The 6961-nt window shown below is 67.2% G+C and carries 6 protein-coding genes and 1 pseudogene; all 7 read left to right on the forward strand.

Annotated features, from left to right (window positions below; genetic code table 11):
* Window positions 1-384: ABC transporter permease subunit (locus ACE039_RS23040; protein WP_485823430.1), on the forward strand; the 384-nt coding region annotated here is incomplete at its 5' end.
* A 4-nt stretch (window positions 385-388) separates the two neighbouring features.
* On the forward strand, window positions 389-1279 hold the full coding sequence (locus tag ACE039_RS23045; protein WP_105558413.1) for an ABC transporter ATP-binding protein: 891 nt from the start codon (window positions 389-391) through the stop codon (window positions 1277-1279).
* Window positions 1280-1300: 21 nt separating this feature from the next.
* Window positions 1301-2515 (forward strand): annotated as a pseudogene (locus tag ACE039_RS23050) (NAD(P)/FAD-dependent oxidoreductase); the annotation flags it as partial.
* Between the two features lie 9 nt (window positions 2516-2524).
* Entirely contained in the window at window positions 2525-5248 is a 2724-nt protein-coding gene (locus ACE039_RS23055; RefSeq protein WP_485823431.1) for a nitrate reductase, read from the forward strand.
* Between the two features lie 125 nt (window positions 5249-5373).
* On the forward strand, window positions 5374-6099 hold the full coding sequence (locus tag ACE039_RS23060; protein WP_448708840.1) for a hypothetical protein: 726 nt from the start codon (window positions 5374-5376) through the stop codon (window positions 6097-6099).
* Between the two features lie 83 nt (window positions 6100-6182).
* Entirely contained in the window at window positions 6183-6500 is a 318-nt protein-coding gene (locus ACE039_RS23065; protein WP_006221213.1) for an ElaB/YgaM/YqjD family protein, read from the forward strand.
* A 69-nt stretch (window positions 6501-6569) separates the two neighbouring features.
* Window positions 6570-6961: phage holin family protein (locus ACE039_RS23070; protein ID WP_485823432.1), on the forward strand; the 392-nt coding region annotated here is incomplete at its 3' end.

Below are 6961 nucleotides of genomic sequence, written 5' to 3' on the forward strand. Positions count from 1 at the left end.
ATCTGGGCCATTTTCATCTGTTCGATCTGGCCGATGATCATCAACACGGCCGTAGGCGTGTCGCGCGTGCCACAGGACTACCTGAACGTGGCGCGGGTGCTGAATCTGTCGGAATGGAAGGTCACGACCAAGGTGCTGTTGCCGGCGGTGCTGCCCTACATGCTGACCGGCGTGCGTTTGTCCATCGGCACCGCGTGGCTGGTGATCGTGGCGGCGGAAATGCTGACTGGCGGCACTGGCATCGGCTTCTGGTTGTGGGACGAGTGGAACAACCTGAAGGTGGAGCACATCGTCATCGCCATCTTCGTGATCGGCATCGTGGGGCTGCTGCTGGAAACCCTGCTGGTCGCGCTGGCTCGCCGATTCACCTACACCGAGGAGTAGCGCCATGAAGAAATTCGTACGTATCGAACGCGTGGGCCAGACGTTCACGACCCGCAAGGGCGCTTTCGTGGCGCTGCGCGATATCGACCTGACGGTGGACCAGGGCGAGTTCATCACGCTGATCGGCCATTCGGGCTGCGGCAAGTCCACCTTGCTGAACCTGATCGCGGGGCTGACGCGCCCGACCAGCGGCGTGCTGCTGTGCGCCGAGCGCGAGATCACCGGGCCGGGGCCGGACAGGGCCGTCGTGTTCCAGAACCATTCGCTGCTGCCGTGGCTGACCTGCTTCCAGAACGTGTACCTGGCGGTCGAACGCGTGTTCGGCGGCAAGGAAAAACGCCCGCAACTGGCCGAGCGCACGCGCGCAGCGCTGGAACTGGTGGGCCTGGTGCCGGCGCAAAACAAGCTTCCGCGGGAAATCTCGGGCGGCATGAAGCAGCGCGTGGGCATTGCCCGGGCGCTGGCGATCGAACCGGGCGTGTTGCTGATGGACGAGCCATTCGGCGCGTTGGATGCGCTGACCCGCGCGCACCTGCAAGATGAACTGCTGAAGATCGTGGCCAAGACCCGCACCACCACCATCATGGTCACGCATGACGTGGACGAGGCCGTGTTGCTGTCCGACCGCATCGTCATGCTGACCAATGGCCCGGCCGCGACCATCGGCGAGATCCTGCCCGTGCCGCTGCCGCGCCCGCGTGACCGCGTGCGGCTGGCCAACGACGCGACCTATCTGGCATGCCGCGCGTCCGTGGTGGATTTCCTGCACCGCCGCCACGGCAATCCCGAGCGGTCGCAGGCGGCGGCGCAGGCCAATGCCGTCCTGGACGCCGCCGATTCCGAACGGGCGGCGGAGAACGACGGCGCCGCCGTCGCGACCCGCGCCGCGGCCTGAAGGCGGGTCACGGGGACTGACATGGGCGCTAAGCAAAGGCTGGTGGTGGTGGGCAACGGCATGGCGGGCATCCGCACCGTGGAGGAATTGCTGGCGCTGGCGCCCGATCTATACGACATCACGGTGTTCGGGGCCGAGCCTCACACCAACTACAACCGGATCCTGCTGTCACCAGTGCTGACGGGCGAGCGGACGTTGCAGGACATCGTGCTGAACGATGAAGATTGGTACGCCCGCCACGGCATACGGCTGTTGCGCAACCGCAAGGTGACGCGGGTGGACCGGGTGCGCCGCGTCGTGCAGGCCGACGACGGCACTGAAGCGCCTTATGACCGCCTGCTGCTGGCGACTGGTTCGAACCCGTTCATTCCATCCATCCCGGGCACCGGTCTGGACGGCGTGGTCGCCTTTCGCGATATCGCCGACGTGAACCGCATGATCGAAGCCGCCTCGCGCTACCGGCATGCCGTGGTGATCGGGGGCGGGCTGCTGGGCCTGGAGGCTGCCAATGGACTGGCCGCGCGCGGCATGCACGTGTCGGTCGTGCATCTGGGCCACGCGTTGCTGGACCGCCAATTGGACGGCGAGGCGTCCGCGATGTTGCGGAACAACCTGGAGGCGCGTGGCCTGACCTTTTTGCTGGGACGCCAGACGCAGGCGATTCTGGGGGACGATGACGGCCGGGTCCGTGCGCTGCGCTTTGCCGACGGGCAGGAGATTCCGGCGGACCTTGTGGTGATGGCAGCGGGCGTGCGGCCCAACACCGAGCTGGCCGAACGCTGCGGACTGCATGTGGACCGGGGCGTGGTGGTGACCGACACCTTGCAGACTTACGATCCGCGCATCTATGCGGTCGGCGAATGCGTCAGCCATCGCGGCACGGCCTACGGCCTGGTCGCGCCCTTGTTCGAACAGGCCAGGGTGGCGGCCAACCATCTGGCCCTGCACGGTATCGGCCGCTACGAAGGCAGCGTGACGTCGGCCAAATTGAAGGTCACCGGCATTGATCTCTTTTCCGCCGGGGACTTCGCGGGAGACGCGCAGACCGAGAGCATCACGTTGTCCGATGCGCTGGACGGCGTCTACAAGAAGCTGGTCATCCGCGGCGACAGGCTGGTGGGCGCTTGCCTGTACGGCGACACGGCGGACGGCGCCTGGTATATGCGTCTGATCCGCGAAGGCCGGGACATCGGTAGCGTGCGCGACCGGTTGATGGCGGGCGAAAGCGTGGCGGGAGGATAAGCGATGGACATGCCGTCACTTGCGCGGGTGCCGATCGTCGATGCCAGCGAAGGACGCGAGGTAGCGTCGGTGTGCTGTTACTGCGGCACGGGCTGCGGCGTGCGTGTTCATGTTCGGGAGGGCGCCGTGCTGCGTGTCCGCGGCGACGAGACGCACCCCGCCAACCACGGCAAGCTGTGCAGCAAGGGGCTGGCGCTGGGCGACACGGTGCGTCGCGACGGCTCGCGTGTGCTGTCGGCGCAATGGCGCGAGGCGCGGGACCAGCCCCTGCGGGATATCGGGCTGGGGCAGGCGCTGGATATCGCCGCCGAGGCCCTGGCCCGCGCGATCCGCTCGCACGGCCCCGACGCCGTGGGCTTCTATTTGTCGGGCCAGTTGCTGACGGAAGACTATGCCGTCTTCAACAAGCTGGCGCGCGCCCTGGCCGGCACCAACAATATCGACACCAATTCCCGCCTGTGCATGTCCAGCGCGGTGTCGGGCTATAAGCGCACGCTGGGCGCCGACGCGCCGCCCGCGTGCTACGAAGACCTGGATTTGGCGGACACCGTGCTGATCGCCGGCTCCAACATGGCTTACGCGCATCCCGTTTTGTTCCGTCGCCTGGAGGCAGCCCGCGCGCGGCGGCCAGACATGAAGGTGATCGCGGTGGACCCGCGGCGCACGGATACGTCCGCGTTCGCGGACCTGCACCTGCCGATCGCGCCGGGCACCGACGTGGCCCTGTTCCACGCCATGTTGCATGTCATGGCGCGCGAAGGCCTGATCGACACCGGCTACATCCAGCGCCACACCGAAGGGTTCGAGGCGTTGCTTGCCCGCGTGGACGCCTTCCCGCCGCAAGTCGCGCAACGCATTTGCGGCGTGCCCGCCGAGGACATCATCCAGGCGGCCCGCTGGTTCGGTGGCGCACGATCAGCGCTGTCGCTCTATACGATGGGGCTGAACCAGTCGACCCGCGGCACCGACAAGAACATGGCGCTGATTCATCTGCATCTGGCAACGGGCCAGATCGGCAAGCCGGGCGCGGGCCCGTTTTCGCTGACGGGCCAACCCAACGCGATGGGCGGCCGGGAGGCCGGCGGCATGGCCACGTTACTGCCGGGTCACCGGGACCCTGCTTGCGCCTCGGACCGCGCCGAAGTCGCCGCGCTATGGGGCGTGGACCGCCTGCCCGATGCGCCGGGAACCCCGGCGTTGGACATGTTCGACGCGGTGCTGGAAGGGCGCATCAAGGTGTTGTGGATTGCCGCGACCAACCCGGCGCAGTCCTTGCCAGACCAGGCCCGGGTGCGCGCGGCGCTGGCACGTGCCGAATGCGTCATCGTGCAAGAGGCCTTCGCGGGCACGGAAACGTTGGCGTACGCCGACGTGGTGCTGCCCGCCGCGACGTGGCCGGAGAAATCCGGCACGGTGACGAATTCCGAACGCCGCATCAGCCGCGTGCAGGCGGCCATCGAGCCGCCTGGCGATGCCCAGCCGGATTGGCGGTTGGCGCAGGCGGTGGCGCAGCGGCTGGCCGCCCGCATCGCGCCGGACAAGGTCGCGCGGTTCGCCTATCGCGATGAAAGCGATGTGTTCGCGGAACACGCCCGCATGACCGCAGGGCGCGATCTGGACTACTGCGCATTGGACTATGGCGTTCTGGACCGCGACGGGCCGCAGCAGTGGCCCTACCGCGCAGGCCGGGGCGCGGTGCGCCTGTACGCCGACGGCGTCTTCCCGACGCCCAGCGGGCGCGCCCGCTTTTGCGACGTGGACTATCACCCGCCCGCCGATGCGGTGACGCCCGAGTTTCCCCTTCGGCTGACGACCGGCCGGCTGCGCGACCATTGGCACACGATGGCGCGCACGTCGCTCGCGCGGGTATTGACGCAGCACGTCGAAGAGCCGTGGGTGTCCCTGCATGGCGACGATATGCGCCGGCTCGCGCTTGCGCCAGGCCAGCTTGCGCGGCTGCGTTCCCGGCGCGGCAGCGTTGTGTTGCCGGTGCGCGAAGACGACGGTGTGCAACCCGGGCAGGCCTTTCTGCCGATGCACTGGGGTAGCGCGTTCATGGCGGGTCTGGGCGTCAACGCGTTGACGAGTCCGGCGGTGGACCCGGTGTCGCGCCAGCCCGAACTGAAGTTCAGCGCCATTTCGGTCGAGCCCGCCGACTTGCCGTGGCAGGCGTCGGGATGGCTGCAGGGCGACGGCGCGGCCGTGCGTGCGCGTCTGGCACCCTGGCTGCGCGGTTTTGATTACGCGGTGGTGCTGCCCATCGGCGCCGGTGGCGCGCGGATCCGGCTGGCGGCCGCCGTCGCGCCGGCGGGCGCGCGCCTGGCCGAGCTGGCCGATGCGCTAGGGTTGAGCCGTGCCGACGTGGTGTTCGATGACACTGCCCGCGGCAGGATGCGCCGGGTAGCGGTGGAGCAGGGCGCGTTGCGCGCCTTTTTGCTGGCCGGCGATTTGCGGGCGCAGGACGCGCTGCTGTCCTGGGCAGCGGGCGCGCCGGCGCCGGGCAGCGTGTCCGCCTTGCTGACCGGGCGCGTGACGGGCGCCGCGCGGTCGCGCACCGTCTGCGTCTGCAACGGCGTCAGCGAGGCGGCCATCATCGCGGGCATCGGACGCGGCTGCGATATGGCGGCGCTGAAAACCACCCTGGGTTGCGGTACCGGCTGCGGCTCCTGCGTGCCGGAAATCCAGGCCCTGATCAGCCGGATGCCCGCCGCGGCGGCGGCGGCATAGGTTGACCGGCGGCCGCCGCTGCGGTCACGAGTGGACATACGCCGGGCACGGCAACCGGTGTAGTATCAAGCCAGCCGTCGCGGGTAGCGGACGGCGTTTTCTGATTTCTGGAGTGGCTTGTGACGATGCGAAAAATGGCATCCCTGATTTTGGCGGCGGGCGCGTTGGGCGCGGCCGCTTCGGCGCAGGCCGGCGTATGCGACGCGCAGTTCATGCATGATGGCGGCGCGGTGCAGTTGACCGGCTCGGGCAACCTGTCGCTGGGCGCGGACCTGACCTTCGCCGAAGTTACAAAAAGCAATGGCGACAATTGCCGCGCGCGCGTGCAGGGCATAGCAACCTTCAGCTACGCCGGTTTGCCGCCAGGAAAATCCAAGCTGGACTATTTGATGACGGTGAAGGGCGGCCAGGCCACCTTCCTGAAGTACGCCAGCGCCGGCGAGGCCCCGAAGCCTTCCGAAGGCCAGTTCGACCTGCGCATGCTGGGTCTGTTCGCCTACGACGGCAAGCTCAATGCCGGCCAGAAACTGCCGGGTTCGTCGTTCCGCTTGAAGATCGGCAAGGAAGCGCCGGTGGGTGGTCAGCCCAGCACCACGGTGCGTATCGGCGAAAAGACCGTGGGCCAGAAGACCCCGGTGAAAACGGCGTTGGGCCAGCAGTCGTGCCATCCCATCACGTACTCGCGCAATTCCGATCCCACCATGGCCACCTTCCAGGGGTTGACCATCCCGATCCCCGGCATGAACACCACGGTCACCGACTGGTACTGTCCGTCGGTGAATCTGGTGATGAAGCAGGACATCGATCAAGGCGGCGTGAAGTCGGCCGTCGAAATTACGCAGATCAAGTAGCAGACGGTAGCAAGCATGCCATGCAGCGGGCATGGCGGCTGGTATGATGGTTTTGTCATAGACACACAACAGGAGCTCAAAAAATGGCCACGAGAAAATCCGAAGAAGTCGCAAAAGAAAAACTCATCGACAGTGTCAAGACCAGTTTGAATGACGCGGAAAACCTGCTGCGTGAAGCAGCGGGCACCACCGGCGAAAAGGCAAACGAATTGCGCGACCGCGCCATGACTTCGCTCAAGCGTACGCGCGAAGCCCTGTACGAGGCGCAAGACGCCGTGCTGGAACGCGGCCGCAAAGCCGCCCGCGCCACGGACGACTACGTGCACGACAATCCCTGGCAGGCCATCGGCATCGCGGGCGTGACCGGCCTGCTGCTCGGCTTGCTGATCAGCCGCCGCTGATAAGGCTTGAATGTCCGGGCGGGCGGCGCCGGCCATGTGCCGCGTTGCCCGCCCGGCGTTCTTGACGCCATGGGTCTACGAAAATCTGTTTTCGGCGTTGCGTCCAGTCTGGTCGGGCTGACGCGCACGCGCCTGGAGTTGCTGGCGCTTGAAGCCGCCGATGAAAAGGCGCGCTTGCTCAAGTTGCTGGGCATGGCTTTTGCTGCGTTGCTGTTTCTGACGCTGGCGGTGCTGGTGTTCACGGTGACGGTGGCGGTGCTGTTCTGGCCTACCGAAGACCGCTATCTGGCCCTGGGCCTCTTGGCTGCTTTCTATGGCGTGGTCGGCCTTGGGCTGCTGCTGGCGGTACGCCACGGGCTGGTATATGGCGCGCCGCCGTTCGCGGCCCCCCTTGAAGAGCTGGGCCGCGATGCGGAACTGCTGGACCGGGTCCGCGATGCGCAGGACGACGACGACGCGCC

The sequence above is a fragment of the Achromobacter maghribensis genome, from assembly GCF_057334215.1.

Bases quoted from the DNA above. Each gene is read 5' to 3' on its own strand.
- ACE039_RS23045 (WP_105558413.1), top strand. From the start codon at position 389: ATGAAGAAATTCGTACGTATCGAACGCGTGGGCCAGACGTTCACGACC.
- ACE039_RS23055 (WP_485823431.1), top strand. From the start codon at position 2,525: ATGGACATGCCGTCACTTGCGCGGGTGCCGATCGTCGATGCCAGCGAA.
- ACE039_RS23060 (WP_448708840.1), top strand. From the start codon at position 5,374: ATGCGAAAAATGGCATCCCTGATTTTGGCGGCGGGCGCGTTGGGCGCG.
- ACE039_RS23065 (WP_006221213.1), top strand. From the start codon at position 6,183: ATGGCCACGAGAAAATCCGAAGAAGTCGCAAAAGAAAAACTCATCGAC.